We start from the raw sequence: 16,146 nt of genomic DNA, 5'->3' as shown, positions 1-16,146 counted from the left end.
TTTTATATAAATTTATATAGTGTATCTGCTCTTGCTTTGATAAAATTTAGAAATCACAAAATTGACTAAAAGAAGGCTATGAAAATGAACAGACTGAAGGTATATGCTAAGCAGTTCCATCCAGTGGTTTGGGTCCTTCTGGGAGGGACGGTACTGGCAAGAGGCGCTTCCTTTATGACGCTGCCCTTCCTCGCCATTTACCTTTCCAGTACGATGGACCTCCACCCGCTTTTGATCGGCCTGACCATTGGAATCAGTCCGCTGACCGGGACGATAGGCGGCTTTATAGGCGGCTATCTGTCTGACAGATTTGGACGTAAGCCCATCATGCTGAGTGCCCTGATAATGTGGTGCCTCGTTTTTTACGGGTTTGCCCTGGCTGATTCACCGGCCTTATTTGTCATACTGAATGCTTTAAACGGCTTGTGCAGCTCCTTTTTTGAGCCGACCTCCCAGGCGCTTATAGCAGACCTGACAGACAAGAAATACCGGATGAAGGCCTTTTCGCTCCGTTATACCGCCATCAATGTCGGCGCATCTGCCGGTCCGCTGCTTGGCGCCTATCTGGCTTCTGTTTCCGCAGACAGCACGTTTGTGATAACCGGGACAATCTATCTGCTGTATGGAATATTCCTGGCAGTATTTTTGTCCAGATATAAGATTAAAAAAACAGCAGATCCCGCCAAGAAGGGGGCGACCTTCAAGGAATCAATACGGGTGGTCAGGCGGGACAAAGCACTGCTCTTCCTGATACTGGGAAGCATCCTGATCAATTTAGGGTATGCCCAGATTGAATCAACCCTCCCGCAATTTCTGGAAAATGAACTGGCCAATGGCATAGTTATATACTCAAGCCTGCTTTCCATCAATGCTGTGATGGTGGTGATCCTGCAGCTGCCGATCAGCTCTTTTGCTGAAAAATTCCATCCGCTGCAGGTGATGATGTGCGGCTCTGTCCTTCTATCGCTTGGACTGGTATGCTTCAGCTTTACAAACGGCTGGATCATTGGATTCCTGGCCATGCTCATCGTTACAATCGGAGAAATCCTGATCTTCCCTTCCAGCAGCATCATGATTGACCAGCTGGCAGACGATACGAACAGAGGAACCTACTTTGGAGCAAGCCAATTCCGGAAAGTCGGCCATTTCGCAGGCCCGATCCTCGGCGGCTTCCTGCTTGGCCAGACCGGAGGGCAGATTGCCTTCTGGATGATCGCGGGGCTGTCATTGGGCAGTATCATATTTTACAGAATTGGGAATCTGGTGACAGTGAAGGCGGGAGTGCGGAGTGTGGAAGGGTAGGCTGTTTTGTAATGGCTGAGGTGCTGGGGAGCGGTGCAGCTGGCAAAGCTCGGAGTCGCAAATATATTGAGAGAGTCGCAAATAAAATTGAAGAGTCGCAAATAAAATGGGAAACTCGCAAATAAACCTGAAAAGTCGCAAAAAAGAGCCGCGGGCTGTTTTTTGCAGAGTTGCTAATAAAAGCTGGAAGTTGCTAATATAATGGAAAAGTTGCTAATAAAATGAAAAACTTGCTAATAAACGTGAGAACTTGCTAATAAAACGAAAACTTGCTAATAACCGCAAAATGAAGCTGCCCATAAACCTAAAAAACCGCAAATAAACGCCCGAATTTCATCTGCAAATACAAAAACAGGACCCTCCAGCCGGGGGTCCTGTTTCACTTTACATAGAGATATTCACTTCTGACTGCATTTCTTCTTTGGCTGCTGCTGTTTTTTTCCCGTGAAGGATATAGTAGAGTCCTAGGCCGATCAGTGAGACCACGACAAGCACCATGTATAGCTTGGCAAACCCTGTGTAGACGGCGACGATGCCGAGTACATAGGAGCCAAGGCCGATGCCTGAGTCGAACATCGTAAAGAAGGTGGAGGTGGCCAGCCCTCTTTTTGCCGGATCGGCATTTTTGATGGCCACTGTCTGCATGCTTGGCACGATGGTGCCGTAGCCAAGGCCGATCACGGCGCCGGCAAGCAGGAACAGGAAGCTGTTGTCTGCAAGGCTGAGCAGGAACAGGCCGGCGGCAAATAAGACGATTGCCGGATAGATGACCCTGTTTTCACCGTACAGGTCAAACCAGCGGCCTGTGAACGGGCGTGAAATCAGGATGAAGGCTGCATAGACGACAAAGAAAAAGGACGCCGCCTGCATGAGTCCGAGCTCCTTGGCATACACCGAAATGAAGGATAATACACCCGAATAGGCAAACGCGAGCGTGCCGGCTGCAATGGAAACCGGAACGGCATTTTTTTCAAACAGGCTTGAAAAAGCGAATGAAGGCTGCTTTGTTTTTTCGCCAGTGTTTTCCGGGATGCTGATGATAGATGACAGCACCAGAGCCAGGACAGCAAGCACCGTACATAAAACAAAAATCCAGCTGTATGCCGCATATTGAATGATGGTCAGCCCTGTGAAAGGCCCGATAACCATGGCAAGGTTCATGAACATGGCATAATAGCCAAGCCCTTCGCCGCGCCTTTCAGCCGGTACGATATCCGCGACGATGGCACCAGTGGCCGTTGTGGCCATCCCGAAGCCCGCGCCATGCAGGAAGCGGACTGCCAAAAGCATTGGCAGGCTGTCTGCTGTAAAATAAAGTGCAGAAGCCACTGTAAAAATAACCATAGAAATCATCAGGATTTTCTTGCGGCCGATTTCGTCAATCCATTTTCCTGTAAAAGGACGGGAGATGACGGCGGCGATCAGGAATACCGAAATGATAAGGCCGACCTGTGATTCACTTCCTTTTAAATCATCGAGAATGTAAATGGGAAGAGTGGTCAGCAATATATAAAACCCGATAAATAAGAAAAAACTAGTAATAGAAACGCCTAAAAAGTCCTTTGTCCAAAGGGGTTGTTTCTTCATGATTGTCCTCCTTGATGTCATGTTACTGAGAGTCTGTGAAGTAGTGAGAAGAAAAACGGAAGGCCTTGCGGGGCTGATCAGCGTCCGGAATTTTGCTTCATTTTTTGCATGACTGATATGGCAGCCATTAATTCTTCTTCAGAAATATCCTCAAGCATTTTTTGTTCGTATCCTTCTACGGCGGCCAGCCAATCTGGATATTGAGTGAGGGCTGCATCTGTGAGCAGAATCTTTTTTTCACGCTTGTCTTTCCCCGGCACCCTGCTGATCCAGCCTGATTTTTCAAGACGGAGAAGGGCTCTTGTCATGGTCGGGGCCTCAACGCTGAGATAGGTGGAAAGCTCAACCTGTGTGCTGGAGCCTGTTGTTTTCAGCCTGTAGATGATCGGCCATTGTGCGGCATAAAGTCCCATAGGGGTCAGCACATCGTTCAGGCCCTTGGAGAACTGCCGGGTACATTGGTTGAAGCTGTGAAAAAAAGGATCCATTTTATTCATATACTATCACCCGTTTCAATTAGTTGCCTAGCTAACTATAAGGGAAAAAGACATATTTGTCCAGTCCGTTTTTAGGAAACAGGTTTGAAGAGCGGCTTGAAGGGAATGGGTTAAACAGCAGCAATGTGCAATTTATCTACTAGGGGGAAATTCAATTGGACTCATTTTTAGAGCTTGTGGGAAGTATCTCGGCTTGGCTGTGGGGGCCGCCGATCATCATCATCCTGGCTGGAACAGGCATATATTTAACCTTTTTACTGGGATTCTTCCAATTCAGATACCCGGTTTATATTTTCAAGCAGACCTTCGGCAGTGTGTTTAAAAAGCCGAAAGGAGAGGGAACGGTCACTCCGCTTCAGGCGCTGACATCTGCACTGTCCTCGACAATCGGAGCGGCTAATATCGTCGGTGTACCGGCAGCCATCATGTTCGGCGGACCCGGTGCAGTCTTCTGGATGTGGGTAATTGCTTTGATCGGCATGGCCATCAAGTTTTCGGAAAGCGTCCTGGCGGTCAAGTACCGGGAAAAGAATGAAGACGGCGAATATGTCGGCGGGCCGATGTACTATATGACAAAAGGGCTCAATATGAAATGGCTGGGTGTCTGGTTTGCCTTTGCGCTTATGATCGAGCTGATCCCAAGCATCATGGTGCAGGGAAATGCGGTATCATCGGCTGTTTCAGAAACATTTGAAATCAATGGGCTGTGGACAGGAATTGCTGTTGCAGCAGTTGTATCATTAATTGTATTCGGCGGCATCAAGCGGATCGGGCAGGTAACTGAAATCCTGGTTCCGTTTATGGCATTGATTTATGTGGGAACAGCACTTGTAATCCTATTTATGAACTTCGGCAAGGTTCCTGAGGTATTGGAATTAATCTTCACTTACGCATTCCAGCCGGCAGCGGCAATGGGCGGCTTTGCAGGTGCAGCCATCGGCGAGGTCATCCGCTGGGGCTTTGCACGAGGATTATATTCCAATGAAGCAGGACTTGGGACGGCTCCGATCGCCCATGCGGCTGCACAGACTGACCATCCTGTCAGACAGGGCTTTTGGGCGATCGTCGGCATTGTCGTTGATACGCTGATTGTCTGCTCTGCGACAGCTTTTGTGGTGCTGTCTTCAGGCGTCTGGCAGAGGGAAGGGGCTATGGATGATCCATCATCCCTGACAACAGCGGCTTTTTCCCAGTACTTCGGACAGACCGGCAGCCTCATCGTCACGATTTCACTTATATTCTTTGTTGTATCAACCATCATTGTAGTTATTTTCTACGGATCAAAGCAGGCGGAATTCCTGTTTGGCGATTTTGCCGGACAGGCCATCAAGTTTGTTTATATCGGAGCTATCGTGCTTGGGTCGGTAGGCGCTGCGCAAACGATCTGGCAGTTCCTTGACCTGGCGCTGGCTGCAATATTGGTTCCAAACATCATTGCCGTCCTTCTGCTGAGCAAGCAGGTGAAAGAGCTTAAAAATGAGTTTTTTACCTCGGAGAAATACTATTTGAAGGATATTAAAAAGAAAGATGATGCGGCATAAAGAGGCGGGGATTTTCCCCGTCTTTTTTGTGCAAACCCTTATGTGGTCTGACTTCATACCTATAAGTCAGACCTATATTTTTACCTGAAAACCATTGCTCTTTCTGTAAACAAATGTTTATAATTTAGACAAAAGTTTATAAAGGCGGTGAAACGCTGTGAATGAAAAAGAACAATCCATTTTGAATTTGATAAAAGAGGACCCGTTCATTTCCCAAAGTGAGATTGCAGAGAAGACGGGGTTGTCACGCTCGGCTGCTGCTGGCTATATTTCCTCGCTTGCCAGGCAGGGTAAAATCCTTGGAAGGGCTTATATGCTGCCGAACAAGAAGGAAGTTCTCTGCATCGGCGGGGCTAATATCGACCGGAAGATTCAGGCGATTGGCAAAATTGAAAGCGGTACCTCTAATCCGTCGGCCAGCTCCCAGTCTTGCGGCGGGGTTGCCAGGAATATTGCAGAAAACCTTGGCCGGCTTGGCTGCGACGCAAGTCTTATGACAGCTGTGGGCGACGATACTGAAGGAAACTGGCTGCTGGGCTATACTAAAGATTTTGTCGACATCACCCCGTCCCAGACCTTGCCGAATACCGCGACAGGAACGTATACAGCGATTCTGGACCATGATGGTGAAATGACAGTCGCTTTTGCCGATATGGCCTTATACGACCGTATAGATTCAGAATTTATCGAAAAAAGATGGGGCTATATTGCCTCGGCAGAGATTGTCCTGCTGGATACCAATTTTCCGGCAGACGTGCTGAAAAAGACGATTTCCCGCTGCTATGAAGAGTCTGTTCCGCTTTGCATCACGCCGGTCTCTTCCCCAAAGGTGAAGAAGCTGCCCGGAAATCTGATGGGTGTGACATGGCTGATTGCCAATCATGACGAAGCTGAGGCGCTGTCAGGAATGAAGATTGATAGTGACGGAGATTTCTTTAAAGCGGCTGAGAAGATCATGAAAAAAGGTGTGGAGAAGGTCGTCATTACAAGAGGTGACAAAGGGCTGATTTTCTACACAAAGGAAGGCGAGGCAGGAGTGCTGCTTCCGCCGAAGATCAAGGTACAGGATGTGACTGGGGCAGGCGACTCGCTTGTAGCCGGTATCCTTTACGCCCATCTGAAGGGGCTTAATACAGAAAACGCCTGCAAAATCGGCATCGCCTGCAGCATGCTGACACTGCAATCGGAAGAAACCGTCAGTCCAATTTTAAATAATGTCAGACTGCAGGAAACATTTCAGCACAATTTCAGCTAATAAAGGAGAATATTAATATGCTAGAAAACTATCTTGAATTTTCAGAAGAAGTATTGGAAGCGCGAAAAGCAAATAAACCGGTTGTGGCATTAGAGTCAACGATCATCTCACACGGCATGCCATACCCGCAGAATATCGTGACCGCCAAAGAAGTAGAAGATATCATCCGCCAAAATGGTGCGGTGCCTGCAACCATTGCCATCATCAATGGAAAAATCAAGATCGGCATCTCTGAGGACGAGCTGGAATTCCTTGCCCAAAGCAAGGATATTGAAAAAGCCAGCCGCCGTGATCTTCCTTATCTGATCGCCCAGGGCAAAAACGGCGCAACCACTGTGGCAGCCACGATGATCTGCGCAGAGCTTGCCGGAATCGAAGTATTCGTCACAGGCGGCATCGGCGGCGTTCACCGCGAAGCAGAAACAACCATGGATATCTCTGCTGACCTTCAGGAGCTCGCCCAGACCAATGTAGCGGTCGTCTGCGCAGGAGCCAAATCCATCCTGGATATCGGCCTGACCCTTGAATACCTGGAAACACACGGTGTGCCGGTTGTCGGCTATGAAACAGACAAGCTGCCGGCATTCTACACACGTACAAGCCCATTTGACGTCAACCACCGCGTTGACACTCCTGAGGATGCAGCCAGCCTGATCCGCACAAAATGGGAGCTTGGCCTGGACGGCGGCGTGGTCATCGCTAACCCGATCCCGGAAGAGGATGCCCTTGAAGAAAGCTTCATCACAAACGTCATTGAAACAGCGCTTCAAGAAGCAAAAGACAACCAGATTGCCGGAAAGCTGGTAACACCTTTCCTCCTGAGCAAAGTAAAAGAACTGACAGAAGGAACAAGCCTTACAGCCAACATCGCGCTAGTTAAGCACAATGCAGAAGTTGGAGCGAAGATTGCCGTTGGGCTGCAGAAGTAATGGTGGAGAGCCGGTCCCTGGCGGGGGCCGGTTTTTTACATTAATCCGTTCACTGTTCAAGTGCCGGAATCGTGAATCCTCTTTGCCGTCAAAATGTACCGGTCCGGTGCACTGCCGACAAAATAAAAAGGATAGCATGTAGAAAGGGTCAATATTTCCTCCGGAGCCGTCGGCTTAATGACAGTAGTATCATCCGCATCAACTATAAAAGAGTCGATGATTTCATATGTGAAGTCTCCATAAGGCATCCTCACAATCAGCTCATCCCCCAGCTTTAGTTCACCGATTTTTCGGAAAACGGTATCCCTATGGCCGGAGAGAAGAATCTGATCTTTCTGCCCGGGGAAAACTGTGCCGGCATAGTGCCCGACGCCTTTTTCCAATTCCTCCTCATCAGTTCCTTCTATTATAGGAAGCTCTGCCTTAAGTTCCGGAATTTCCAAAATGCCGATAATGTCTCCTGTTTTAAAAACAGAATTGATTGGTTTTTCAGCAGGGTGTTCTTTCTCTTGAACAGCAGTTTCTTCGGGGGGAAGTGAACTCTTAGCTGTTTCAAGAGCTTCTGCTGTTTGCCGGCTTTGATCTGCTGCCTCCTTAATAGAGAATAACAGCAGCCCGCCGCCGCTCAGGATGAAGATAATTGCAGAGCATAATAGTATAGAGCTTTTAAGCCTCACTTGCCGTCATTGCCTCCATGAGTGTTTTTAAAACGGATAAAATCCAGGTAATAACTAAAATCTTCTTTTGTGATTCCCTGGTCGATCGCTTCCTGGACAAGCTCATGCCATTCAGGATCAAGTTCTGCCGTCTGGAAATCGGGATTTACTTTATAATCTAGAAGCTCTTCGACTGATGTCCCGAGTGTTCTCGCCAGTTTGGAAAGAACCTGCAGGGATGGATTCTTCTGGATATCCCTTTCGATATAGCTCAAATAGGATTTGGAAACCCCTGATTTTTCAGCAAGTTCATTTATGGAAAAGCCTCTTAGGAGCCGCAAGCGTTTTATCCTCCCACCTACCATTAGAATATCCCCTCTAACTATAGTATAGACACAACTTCATTATAACGAACGTAAAGTTCATTAAAAAATACAAAAAAGTAAGAATAATCGAGATATTAGAAGGAAATCCGTGAAAACTGTTCGTTAAAAAGAAAAAACGGCTAAATTTGGCAATTTTCAAAGTTGGGGAGGATGTACTATACTCAACTTGTGAGTTCGATAAAAAGAACAAAAAGAACAACTACTAAGAATTGACTGGATTAATAGAGAAAAAGAGGAAGGTGAATGAAGCTTGAAGTTCAGCTGGAAAACCGTCAGAAAGATAATCAGCAGCATTATTACATGGCTATTATTTATTAATCTCCTATTAATGGCATTCCTTGTGATCTCGTCAAAAGCTTCCGGTGGTGAACCTCAGGCATTTGGCTATCAAATAAAAACTGTTCTCTCCGGTTCGATGGAGCCGACCTTCATGACCGGATCAGTCATCGCAGTCAAGCCGCTTGAAGGCAGCGCTAAGAAAGAACTGAACAAAGGAGACATCATCACCTTTATAGATGAGGACAAAAAACTGATCACCCATAGGATTACTGATATTACCCACAGCGGCGAACACGTCATGTATGAAACTAAAGGGGATAACAACCAATCCAAGGATTTGGACCCCGTCCTCTCAGAAAATGTGACTGCTATCTATACAGGATATACCCTGCCATATGCAGGTTATTTCATAGACTTTGCTAAATCCCAAAAAGGTGCTGCCATCTTATTGATCGGCCCTGGCATCCTGATGCTGGGCTATGCAGCCTTTACCATCTATCAGGCGATGAGGGAACTTGAAGCAAGAGCTAAAGACAAAGGCGACACCACAGAAAAAACAGCTTAAGCCAGGTTGAAATCTCTGTGGCAACACAGGGTTCAATATAAAAATTATACATACCCAAAGGGTAAGAGGAGGAAACGGAACATGAGCTTTAAAAAGAAATTCGGTTTGGGGATTGCATCTGCAGCACTTGGAGTATCTTTAGTCGGCGGAGGGACATTTGCATACTTCAGTGATACTGCTGAAGCCACAGGAAGTTTTGCTGCCGGAACTTTGGATCTGAGCGCTGATCCAACAACAATCATTGATGTAGATAACATCAAGCCAGGCGATACTATGCTGCGTTCGTTTGATCTGGTAAATGGAGGAACTCTGGACATTGCATCTATCACGCTGGATACAGATTACACTGTAGGTGATGCAAACGGCAACAACAGTGATGACTTTGGTAAACACATCCGAGTGAACTTCCTGCTGAATGCAGATAAAGTGGATGTACCAATCTACTCTACAACACTATCAGCACTGAAATCTATGTCTCCTGACCTGATTGAAGGAAACATCTTCAGCGGCTGGCTTGCTGAAAGAGGCGGAAAGCTTGCTGCCGGCACTTCAGATAAGCTGTATGTCCAATATGAGTTTGTAGATAATGGCCAGGATCAAAATGAATTCCAAGGCGACTCTCTAGAGCTTAAATGGACATTCAATGCTGAGCAAGGTGCTGGCGAAGCCAAATAATTTTAACCAGAAAAAAGGCGGGATGGCTCTCTATCCCGCCTTTTCCTAAATAACCATTCAGTGAGGTAATGCCATGACAAACCGACTCAAGCTGGCAAAGCCAAAAGCAATTTTTATGATACTAACTCTATTTATTCTTACTCTATTTCCCACTTATAAAGCTTTGGCAGAAGATAAGGAAATTGACATCCATACAAACCTGACCGGCTATTTTTTTCATGTAGGTGATTTGAAGCCAGGTGACTGGATGCCGCGCGATATTACCATCATCAATAATGGAAAACAGGATTTCAAATACAGTTCCATCATCGGCGAAAAGAAATCTGTCAAAGGCTTATTTGAAGAATTGGAGCTGCTGGTAAAGAAGGATAGCACCATTCTTTACGAAGGAAAATTAAAGGATTTCAAAGGCTTTACACCAAGGCCTCTTAAAAAAGGCCAAACAGAAACTTTATTTTTCCAGGTAACGATGCCTTATGAACTAGGGAATGCTTTTCAAAACTCTTCTGCTGAGGTGGAGATTCTGTTTGTAGCGGAAGCGCTTGATGGCGGAGGAGATCCACCTGATGATGGAGACCCGCCAGGAGAGGACGACCCTGGTGATGGTGAGGATCCGGGAGAGGAAGATCCAGGAGATAATCCGGGCGATGAAGACCCTCCAGGCGAAGACAACCCAGACGACGGTGATAATGGCGAGGATCCAGGTGATGGGGAGACTGAGGACCCAGGTGAAGATAATCCATCCGAAGATCCGGGTGATGACAGTGACGACCCAAGCCATAATCCCGATGAACCGGCAAGCGGAAATCCAGGCAGCGATCCAGGTGAGGGTATTACAGTTACTCCAGAAATCAGAGAAAATATTCTCCCTGACACGGCGACCAACACATATAATTTCATGCTTCTCGGAGGCATTTTGCTGGGGGCAGGCGGCATATTATTGGCAGTAAGATACCACAGAATCAGGAAAGACCATTAACAGGGCCTTGGAATGCTATTCAAGGCCTGTTCTTTAAGGAGGAAATCCCATGTACCGAAAAAACTGCACTAAATGCCACCGCCCATCCTACAGCAGCAGTGAAATAGGCGAATGGCTCTGCCCGGTGTGCGGGAATGATTTGACGCTGTTTCCCTTTTTTGATGCGTTTACGTTTGAGCGTCTGCCTGTGAAGGTAATGCCATTTAAGAAAAAGATGGAGAGCTATAAGGGGAGAATCATTAAATAGATAGAGGACATAAGGCCCTCAAAGAAGCTGTCGACTAAATGAACAAAAATCTAACACTTTCCTCTTAAGTTAACCGGGACATAAGACTTATGTACTTCCAGAAGATTTCTAAAACTATCCAATTATCCTTCTTTTTGTCGAATAATATCTTAAAATAATTTGAATAATTTGACAAAATACAACACGTAAATGTTGGGAAAACTTTTATAGTAGTCTTAAGAGGATATGAAAAAAGCATGAGGGAGCAGAAAAAGGCAAACCTGTTGAAAGATGGGGACGCAAAGTCACAGGTCTACCGCGCCTATCGATACTAAAGTCGGATAAGGCGCCAGGACGGCTGGATTGCCTGGAATACGAAATGTATTTTAGGGGGAAGAGAGAGGTTATGAAAAATAATTTGCAGGAATTGGACTTGGAATGGGTGGCATTAATTGCTGAAGCAAAAAATATTGGCCTGAATAAAGAAGATATACTTAACTTTCTTGCCGGCCAGCCGGCAGTGGATCTGATAGCGGATAACGGCTGAAAACTAACAACAGAATATAGAAAGCTAAGTGTTTCTCTGCAGGAGAAATGCTTTTTTATTTTGCGGGAAGAATGGAGGCTACGGAGGCTGTCAATCTTGATAACTGGTTGTCCGTTTTTGCATAACAGCCTCGGGCAGGGTTATTTTTTTTGATTTATCCTCCATTTATTGAATTCGAGGAATTCGCGGAACTGGTCCTTTGAGATGCCGGAATCCATTGCTTCTTTTACAATATTCATCCATTCAGAGTCCAATTCTTCTTTATTGGGCTGGTCCAGAATCAGCGTATCGACCGGAACATGAAGAACAGCAGAAATTTTTTCCAAAAATTGAATGGAAGGATTTGTCTGAAGATTTCTTTCCAGGGAGCTTAGGTAGGATTTTGCTACGCCTGCCTGTTCAGCGAGCTCTGATAATGACATTTTTCTCTCCTGACGCAGTCTTTTTACACGTTCGCCAATCATTGATTCCACACACCTTTTATCCAGAAGTTATATGATCGAAGGGTTATTTATTAAGAACGATTTGTTCAATCAATATAATTTATTTTAACACAATTGTAATCTCTTTTCCTAAGGGTGCAGGCGAAAAATCAAATTTTTCTTAATAGAAACTGGATTTGCTGAAGACTTGAACTTTACGTTAACGTAAATGATATATTGGTGTCAGAATAGTTAAAGAATTCGGGTGATAGCATGGAATATACCATTTCGGAGCTGGCCGGGGAATTTCAGGTCAGCACAAGGACCATCAGATATTATGAAGAGCTTGGCTTATTATGCCCTAATCGAAATGAAAATGGGAGAAGAGTTTTTGCGAAGAAGGATTATATCCGCCTTAAGCTGATTTTCAGGGGGAAGCGCTTTGGATTCAAGCTGGATGAAATCAAAGAGATGATCGTGCTGTTTGACCAGGACCGGTCGGGGCGAAAGCAGCTGGAGCGGACAGTTGAGTATGGCAGGGAGAGAGTAAAGGAGGTGAACGCCCGCATCGAGGAGCTGCTTTTTTTAAGAGGGGAAATGGAAAAAATGCTGGTCCAATTTGAAAAAAGGCTGAACGAAAAGGGGGAAAATATATGAACGTATCAGAACTGCTGGCAAGGAACGGAAGGAAATTTCCCAACAGGGAGGCTGTCATTTTCGGGGAGGAGAGGCTTTCCTACAAAGAGCTGAACAGCAGGGTCAATAAGCTGGCAGACGCATTGAGGACAAGGGGCTGCGCAAAAGGAGATAGGATTCTGCTTTTAATGCCGAATGTTCCGGAATTTGTGGTCACATATTTTGCGGCGATGAGGATTGGCGCGCTGATTGTTCCGGTGAACAGCCGGCTGACGGCATCTGAGCTGGGCTATATCCTTGACCATAGCGGAGCGAAAGCCTTATTTGCCCATGAAATGCTGCTTGCGCAGATGGGAACCCTGATTGAAAGGGCTGGACTTGAGTGTGTGAAGACAGGTGCAGCAGCGGCTGGATGGTCCAGCTTTGAAGAGCTGGTGGCGGGCGGCAGGGATTTAGATGTGGGAATTCCTTTGACAGAGGATGACGAGGCGGCAATCCTTTACACGTCAGGTACGACCGGAAGTCCGAAGGGGGTGCTGTTCACTCATCGCAATATTCTTTCATCAGCGATCATGATGGCGGTGGAGATGGCCATGAAGCCGGAAAGCCGCATGCTCCATTTAATGCCGCTGAGCCACTCGGCGCCGCTCCATCTGTTCCTGGTCGCAGGCACCTATGTGGGGGCAGGCCATATTATGTCGCCGGTTTTTACACCGGAAGTACTGTTAAAGCTTGTCTCTTCGGAAAAAGCGACGCATTTCTTTGGTGCGCCTGTTGCCTATCTTTTCTCAGCAAAGCAGCCTGATATTGAACAATATGATTTGTCTTCGATGGAGTATTGGGTGTACGGCGGGGCTCCGCTTGGAGAAAAAGAAGTCCGGCTTGTGAAGAAGCGGCTGAAAACGGACAGCCTGTATTGCGTGTATGGACTGACAGAGGCCGGGCCGAGCGGAACTCTGCTGCTGGCCGGCGAGCATGGACAGAAGGCAGGCAGCATCGGGAAGAGGGCGGCACTCGGAACGGAGATCATGATTGCCGATGAAGAAGGCAATCCGGTTGAGCCTGGCGAGATTGGCGAAATCCTCCTGAAGGGCGAAAGCGTTATGAAGGGGTACTATCTGGATCCTGAAAAAACAGCGGAAACGATTAAGGACCGCTGGCTCTATTCCGGTGATATGGCCAGATTTGATGAGGACGGCTACATCTGGGTCGTCGACCGGAAGAAGGATATGATCATTTCCGGCGGCGTCAATATTTTTGCGAAAGAGATTGAAGAGCTGCTGGCTTCGCATCCTGCCATTGCGGAGAGTGCAGTTGTCGGCGTGCCGCATCCGGAGTGGGGCGAGACAGTAAAGGCCTATGTTGTGCTGAAGCAGCAGGGCAGTCTGGAAGAGGATGATTTAAAAGCATTTTTGTCTGGAAAAATAGCTGATTATAAGATACCGAAAATATATGAAGAAATAGAGGCGCTGCCGCGCAATGCAACAGGCAAGATTTTGAAGCAGTCATTGAGGCAGCAGGAGCAATCTGTTTAAGGAGGGGCAGGAATGAACTTTTACCAAAGTGATCCGAATCTGGCATTTGTGCTGAAGCAGTATATGGATGAGGAATTTTTTGCATGGGCTGAAAAGGAGCTTGAAACATTCGGGGGGTTATGTGCCGGGGAAATTGACGAGCGGGCGGTCCATACCGACAGGGAAGGCCAGCCGCGGCTGATCAAGTATGACAAAATGGGCAATGACATTTCCCATGTCTGGCTGAATGAGGGATACAGGAAAACGGTGGAGCAGACTTATAATGCCGGCATTGTCGGCTATGTCCATAAGGAAATTCCCGAGCTTGGGCGCAAGGGGAATTATGTGTATTCGTGTGCGCAGGGATATCTGCTGTCGCAGACGGAGCCTGGGTTTTATTGCCCCGTCACATTGACAATGGCGACTGCCTATCTGATCGACCATTATGCGGATGAAGAGCTGAAGGAAAAGTATCTGCCTCATGTGATCAGCACGGGGGAGACCCAGCTTTTTGAAGGGGCTACCTTCCTGACGGAGCGGCAGGGCGGTTCGGATGTGGGAGCCAATGAGGTGAAGGCCGTTCTGGAGGACGGGAAGTACCGGATTTATGGGGAAAAATACTTTGCCTCCAATGCAGGTGCCTGCGGTGTGGCGATGGTTTTGGCCAGGAGAGAGGGGGCGCCTTCGGGATCGAAGGGGTTGAGCTTGTTCCTTGTTCCTTGGCGGAAGGATAACGGCGAACTGAACGGACTTGAGATCAGGCGGCTGAAGGATAAGCTTGGGGTACGTGCCGTGCCGTCAGGGGAAGTGATTTTCCACGGTGCAGAAGCCCATCTGGTAGGCGATGCGGATAAAGGGATTTACTATATGATGGAAGCGCTTAATCTATCGCGCATCTGCAATAGTGTCGCAAGCATCGGCATCATGCAGCGGGCTTTTTTGGAGGCGAAACAATATGCCTTTATGCGGAATGCCTTTGGCAGCAAACTTGCTGATTTTCCGATGGTAAAAGAGACACTTGCCAAGCTTGCCTGCAAGCAGGAGGTTGAGACTAGTGCCGTGTTCAGTCTGATTGCCCTGTATGACCGGGTGGCGGCTGGTGAGGCTTCGCGCGAAGAGGAAGCGATGAACCGGCTTCTGATAGCAGTGCTAAAAAAGGAGACAGCCGAGCAGGCCATTCATTTTGCGCATGAATCGATTGAGATGCATGGCGGGAACGGCTATATTGAAGACTTTGTGACACCGCGGCTATTGCGGGATGCGCAGGTGCTGACGGTTTGGGAAGGTACAGCTAATATTCTTGGGCTGGAGGTTCTGAGATTAATAGAGAAGTTTCGGGTGCATGAGCTGTTTATTGGGAAAATGGAGGCGGAGCTTGAAGGGCTGGGTAGGGCGCTTCAAAGGTTTGCGGCGCCGGTTTATGCTGGGCTTTCGAAATTGAAAGAGCTGCTTGCGGCAGTAGGCGGCGGGGACCGGGACATGCAGACGTACCACTGTAAGCGGGCAGCTGTGCTGATGGGCAAAATCTATGAAAGTGTGGTCGCTTTGAAGGATGCAGCACTGGGCGGCGAGCGGAAAGAGATAGTTGCGCGGGTGTTTTTGGATGAAACTTGGAGGCTGACTGAGGTGTTGGATGAAGAAATGCTGCCGGTGAAGCATTTTGATGTGCTGATGCATGTGGGGGAAGCGGCGGAAGTGGAGGTTTGAGTGGAGTGGGGCGCTGAATCTGGGGATTTGGCGCTTTTTTATGTTGTGGGGGTGGTTGGCCTGGGGTTCGGCGGGGGGTTATTTGCGAGTTTGGGCGGATATTTGCGGGATATTTGATATATTTGCGAGTTTTGGGATAAATTTGCGACTTTGCGGGGTTTATTTGCGAGATTCCGTTTTTATTTGCGACTGGGGGAAGCGGGTCAGGCCAAGTTGAGAGGACGGCTGGCTGGAATGGAGCTGCGGCAGGAGGGATATTAGCAACTTTTTCGTTTTACTAGCAACTTTTTCCACTTATTAGCAACTTTCGCGATATATTAGCAACTATTCAATTTTATTAGCAACTTCCGAGTTTTATTAGCAACTCCGGCGCCAGAGCACTCCACTGCCCCCCGGTGCCAGGTACCATCCCGCTCAAAACCGCACCAGTCCTGCATCCCTGC

At 47.5% G+C, this 16,146-nt stretch carries 17 protein-coding genes and 1 riboswitch; of the genes, 12 read left to right on the top strand and 5 right to left on the bottom strand.

Going from position 1 to position 16,146, the window contains the following annotated elements:
- Positions 1-84 precede the first annotated feature (84 nt).
- The gene (locus ACQCVH_RS19870) at positions 85-1,302 is read left to right on the top strand and encodes an MDR family MFS transporter (protein ID WP_426837330.1); all 1,218 of its coding nucleotides are present in this window, start codon (positions 85-87) and stop codon (positions 1,300-1,302) included.
- A 384-nt stretch (positions 1,303-1,686) separates the two neighbouring features.
- On the opposite strand, the gene ACQCVH_RS19865 is transcribed toward ACQCVH_RS19870, so the two are convergent.
- On the bottom strand, positions 1,687-2,889 hold the full coding sequence (locus tag ACQCVH_RS19865) for an MFS transporter (RefSeq protein ID WP_426837329.1): 1,203 nt from the start codon (positions 2,887-2,889) through the stop codon (positions 1,687-1,689).
- Between the two features lie 77 nt (positions 2,890-2,966).
- The gene (locus ACQCVH_RS19860; RefSeq protein WP_311225038.1) at positions 2,967-3,386 is read right to left on the bottom strand and encodes a MarR family winged helix-turn-helix transcriptional regulator; all 420 of its coding nucleotides are present in this window, start codon (positions 3,384-3,386) and stop codon (positions 2,967-2,969) included.
- 155 nt (positions 3,387-3,541) lie between these two features.
- Between ACQCVH_RS19860 and ACQCVH_RS19855 the strand changes: the two genes are divergently transcribed.
- The 3 genes from ACQCVH_RS19855 to ACQCVH_RS19845 all read left to right on the top strand — a co-directional run bounded on the left by ACQCVH_RS19855 (position 3,542) and on the right by ACQCVH_RS19845 (position 7,111).
- The gene (locus ACQCVH_RS19855) at positions 3,542-4,927 is read left to right on the top strand and encodes an alanine/glycine:cation symporter family protein (RefSeq protein WP_426837327.1); all 1,386 of its coding nucleotides are present in this window, start codon (positions 3,542-3,544) and stop codon (positions 4,925-4,927) included.
- Positions 4,928-5,084: 157 nt separating this feature from the next.
- Positions 5,085-6,182, top strand: a complete 1,098-nt coding sequence (locus tag ACQCVH_RS19850; protein ID WP_426837326.1) for a carbohydrate kinase — start codon at positions 5,085-5,087, stop codon at positions 6,180-6,182.
- A gap of 17 nt (positions 6,183-6,199) precedes the next feature.
- Positions 6,200-7,111, top strand: coding sequence for a pseudouridine-5'-phosphate glycosidase (locus tag ACQCVH_RS19845; protein ID WP_426837325.1), 912 nt, complete (start codon positions 6,200-6,202; stop codon positions 7,109-7,111).
- A gap of 56 nt (positions 7,112-7,167) precedes the next feature.
- Here the strand turns inward: ACQCVH_RS19845 and ACQCVH_RS19840 are convergent, their stop codons facing one another.
- Together ACQCVH_RS19840 and ACQCVH_RS19835 are read right to left on the bottom strand one after the other, a co-directional pair.
- Positions 7,168-7,788 (bottom strand): class D sortase, encoded by a 621-nt coding sequence (locus tag ACQCVH_RS19840; RefSeq protein WP_426837324.1) that lies wholly within the window; start codon positions 7,786-7,788, stop codon positions 7,168-7,170.
- Positions 7,785-8,132, bottom strand: coding sequence for a helix-turn-helix domain-containing protein (locus ACQCVH_RS19835; protein ID WP_426837323.1), 348 nt, complete (start codon positions 8,130-8,132; stop codon positions 7,785-7,787). The genes ACQCVH_RS19840 and ACQCVH_RS19835 overlap by 4 nt, the downstream gene beginning before the upstream one ends.
- Before the next feature lie 271 nt (positions 8,133-8,403).
- Between ACQCVH_RS19835 and sipW the strand changes: the two genes are divergently transcribed.
- The 5 genes from sipW to ACQCVH_RS19810 all read left to right on the top strand — a co-directional run bounded on the left by sipW (position 8,404) and on the right by ACQCVH_RS19810 (position 11,424).
- Entirely contained in the window at positions 8,404-8,997 is a 594-nt protein-coding gene (gene sipW, locus ACQCVH_RS19830; protein ID WP_426837322.1) for a signal peptidase I SipW, read from the top strand.
- An 81-nt stretch (positions 8,998-9,078) separates the two neighbouring features.
- Positions 9,079-9,672 carry a CalY family protein gene (locus ACQCVH_RS19825; RefSeq protein ID WP_318060480.1) on the top strand — a complete coding sequence of 198 codons (594 nt, stop codon included), beginning with the start codon at positions 9,079-9,081 and terminating at the stop codon, positions 9,670-9,672.
- A gap of 73 nt (positions 9,673-9,745) precedes the next feature.
- Positions 9,746-10,651, top strand: a complete 906-nt coding sequence (locus ACQCVH_RS19820; protein ID WP_426837321.1) for an LPXTG cell wall anchor domain-containing protein — start codon at positions 9,746-9,748, stop codon at positions 10,649-10,651.
- 49 nt (positions 10,652-10,700) lie between these two features.
- Complete coding sequence (locus ACQCVH_RS19815) at positions 10,701-10,898, top strand: hypothetical protein (RefSeq protein WP_426837320.1); 198 nt, start codon at positions 10,701-10,703, stop codon at positions 10,896-10,898.
- 243 nt (positions 10,899-11,141) lie between these two features.
- Positions 11,142-11,248: riboswitch (cyclic di-GMP riboswitch) on the top strand.
- 35 nt (positions 11,249-11,283) lie between these two features.
- The gene (locus tag ACQCVH_RS19810) at positions 11,284-11,424 is read left to right on the top strand and encodes an anti-repressor SinI family protein (RefSeq protein WP_426837319.1); all 141 of its coding nucleotides are present in this window, start codon (positions 11,284-11,286) and stop codon (positions 11,422-11,424) included.
- Positions 11,425-11,564: 140 nt separating this feature from the next.
- Here ACQCVH_RS19810 and ACQCVH_RS19805 read toward each other — a convergent pair whose 3' ends face one another.
- A complete protein-coding gene (locus ACQCVH_RS19805) occupies positions 11,565-11,888 on the bottom strand; it encodes a helix-turn-helix domain-containing protein (RefSeq protein WP_009792142.1) in 324 nt (107 codons plus the stop codon).
- Positions 11,889-12,119: 231 nt separating this feature from the next.
- On the opposite strand from ACQCVH_RS19805, the gene ACQCVH_RS19800 reads away from it, so the two are divergent.
- From ACQCVH_RS19800 to ACQCVH_RS19790, 3 genes are read left to right on the top strand one after another with little or no spacing between them, the layout of a single operon-like run.
- Positions 12,120-12,503: a MerR family transcriptional regulator gene (locus tag ACQCVH_RS19800; protein ID WP_426837318.1), complete on the top strand. Its 384-nt coding sequence runs from the start codon at positions 12,120-12,122 to the stop codon at positions 12,501-12,503.
- Positions 12,500-14,017 carry a class I adenylate-forming enzyme family protein gene (locus ACQCVH_RS19795; RefSeq protein WP_426837317.1) on the top strand — a complete coding sequence of 506 codons (1,518 nt, stop codon included), beginning with the start codon at positions 12,500-12,502 and terminating at the stop codon, positions 14,015-14,017. Before ACQCVH_RS19800 ends, ACQCVH_RS19795 begins: the two co-directional genes overlap by 4 nt.
- A gap of 12 nt (positions 14,018-14,029) precedes the next feature.
- Positions 14,030-15,703 carry an acyl-CoA dehydrogenase family protein gene (locus ACQCVH_RS19790; protein ID WP_426837316.1) on the top strand — a complete coding sequence of 558 codons (1,674 nt, stop codon included), beginning with the start codon at positions 14,030-14,032 and terminating at the stop codon, positions 15,701-15,703.
- Positions 15,704-16,146 lie beyond the last annotated feature (443 nt).

Origin of the sequence: Bacillus infantis (genome assembly GCF_050107595.1) — a bacterium.
GTDB lineage: Bacteria > Bacillota > Bacilli > Bacillales > Cytobacillaceae > Bacillus_AB > Bacillus_AB infantis_C.
This window is presented reverse-complemented; position numbering and strand designations above follow the sequence as displayed.

Coding starts and splice junctions, on each gene's coding strand:
- ACQCVH_RS19790 (WP_426837316.1), top strand. CDS start 14,030: ATGAACTTTTACCAAAGTGATCCGAATCTGGCATTTGTGCTGAAGCAG.
- ACQCVH_RS19870 (WP_426837330.1), top strand. CDS start 85: ATGAACAGACTGAAGGTATATGCTAAGCAGTTCCATCCAGTGGTTTGG.
- ACQCVH_RS19820 (WP_426837321.1), top strand. CDS start 9,746: ATGACAAACCGACTCAAGCTGGCAAAGCCAAAAGCAATTTTTATGATA.
- ACQCVH_RS19800 (WP_426837318.1), top strand. CDS start 12,120: ATGGAATATACCATTTCGGAGCTGGCCGGGGAATTTCAGGTCAGCACA.
- ACQCVH_RS19835 (WP_426837323.1), bottom strand. CDS start 8,132: ATGGTAGGTGGGAGGATAAAACGCTTGCGGCTCCTAAGAGGCTTTTCC.
- ACQCVH_RS19865 (WP_426837329.1), bottom strand. CDS start 2,889: ATGAAGAAACAACCCCTTTGGACAAAGGACTTTTTAGGCGTTTCTATT.
- ACQCVH_RS19810 (WP_426837319.1), top strand. CDS start 11,284: ATGAAAAATAATTTGCAGGAATTGGACTTGGAATGGGTGGCATTAATT.
- ACQCVH_RS19805 (WP_009792142.1), bottom strand. CDS start 11,888: ATGATTGGCGAACGTGTAAAAAGACTGCGTCAGGAGAGAAAAATGTCA.
- ACQCVH_RS19795 (WP_426837317.1), top strand. CDS start 12,500: ATGAACGTATCAGAACTGCTGGCAAGGAACGGAAGGAAATTTCCCAAC.
- ACQCVH_RS19815 (WP_426837320.1), top strand. CDS start 10,701: ATGTACCGAAAAAACTGCACTAAATGCCACCGCCCATCCTACAGCAGC.
- ACQCVH_RS19825 (WP_318060480.1), top strand. CDS start 9,079: ATGAGCTTTAAAAAGAAATTCGGTTTGGGGATTGCATCTGCAGCACTT.
- ACQCVH_RS19860 (WP_311225038.1), bottom strand. CDS start 3,386: ATGAATAAAATGGATCCTTTTTTTCACAGCTTCAACCAATGTACCCGG.
- ACQCVH_RS19845 (WP_426837325.1), top strand. CDS start 6,200: ATGCTAGAAAACTATCTTGAATTTTCAGAAGAAGTATTGGAAGCGCGA.